The following is a 739-nucleotide window of genomic DNA, read 5'->3' as shown; positions in this document are numbered from 1 at the left end:
TCCCATATTTTGTTGATTAAATGAATTAATTATATTAACAGCATTCTGCAATGCAGTGCTCGTTACATTATATGTTCCTAAATCAACCCATTGACCATTAGCACTATAGTAGCCTAATTCATACAATCCACTGGATTGTGGAACCAGGAAGACGTAAGAAGCGTTAATAGTCATGTAGCGCCAGGAGGGTTTGGGGGAGTGCAGTAGGAGGAGTCCAGTAACTAGGGCAATGGCTAAGGCAACGATGGCGATGATTAGAGCCCTGCTGGGCATGATGCTAAATTAACCTATGACTTTTAAGTATTGCTGCATTAACTCCCAGTGAGGCTAGCCATTAATGCCGTGCCTATTGTAGATACCCCCATTGGTCGAGTAAGGTTGGATTGTAACTGCCTATTCTACGTGATGAGGGTTAGGGGTGTTGAGGTCTATGCAGTGCTTGAGTACGGTAACGAGGACATTATGCACTACACAACAAACCTAAGAAACGCCGTAGTATTCATGCTAAGGAGGCTCATAGACGAGGAGGCGCTTGCGAGCAAATACGGGTTAAAGGCAGAGACATTGATTAAATGCATAAAGAAAGGCGAATGCAAACCAAGCTACCAGGCAACACCATAACATAGGCTAGGGGATGGGGGCTTAATAGCCACGGCATTTAAGGTTGGTATTCAATCAAGCGCCAGAAGATTGAGGCGGTTCTTATGCCTCATCCACATTAATGCTGGTGTTAGGCTCA

General features: G+C 44.5%; 1 protein-coding gene and 1 pseudogene. One reads left to right on the top strand and one right to left on the bottom strand.

Annotated elements, in window-relative coordinates; translation table 11 throughout:
- Positions 1-273: pseudogene (locus Q0C29_RS06545) on the bottom strand (hypothetical protein); the annotation flags it as partial.
- Between the two features lie 48 nt (positions 274-321).
- Between Q0C29_RS06545 and Q0C29_RS06540 the strand changes: the two are divergent.
- A complete protein-coding gene (locus tag Q0C29_RS06540; protein WP_291999857.1) occupies positions 322-621 on the top strand; it encodes a hypothetical protein in 300 nt (99 codons plus the stop codon).
- Positions 622-739: the final 118 nt, after the last annotated feature.

The sequence above is a fragment of the Caldivirga sp. genome, from assembly GCF_023256255.1.
Classification (GTDB): domain Archaea; phylum Thermoproteota; class Thermoprotei; order Thermoproteales; family Thermocladiaceae; genus Caldivirga.
This window is presented reverse-complemented; position numbering and strand designations above follow the sequence as displayed.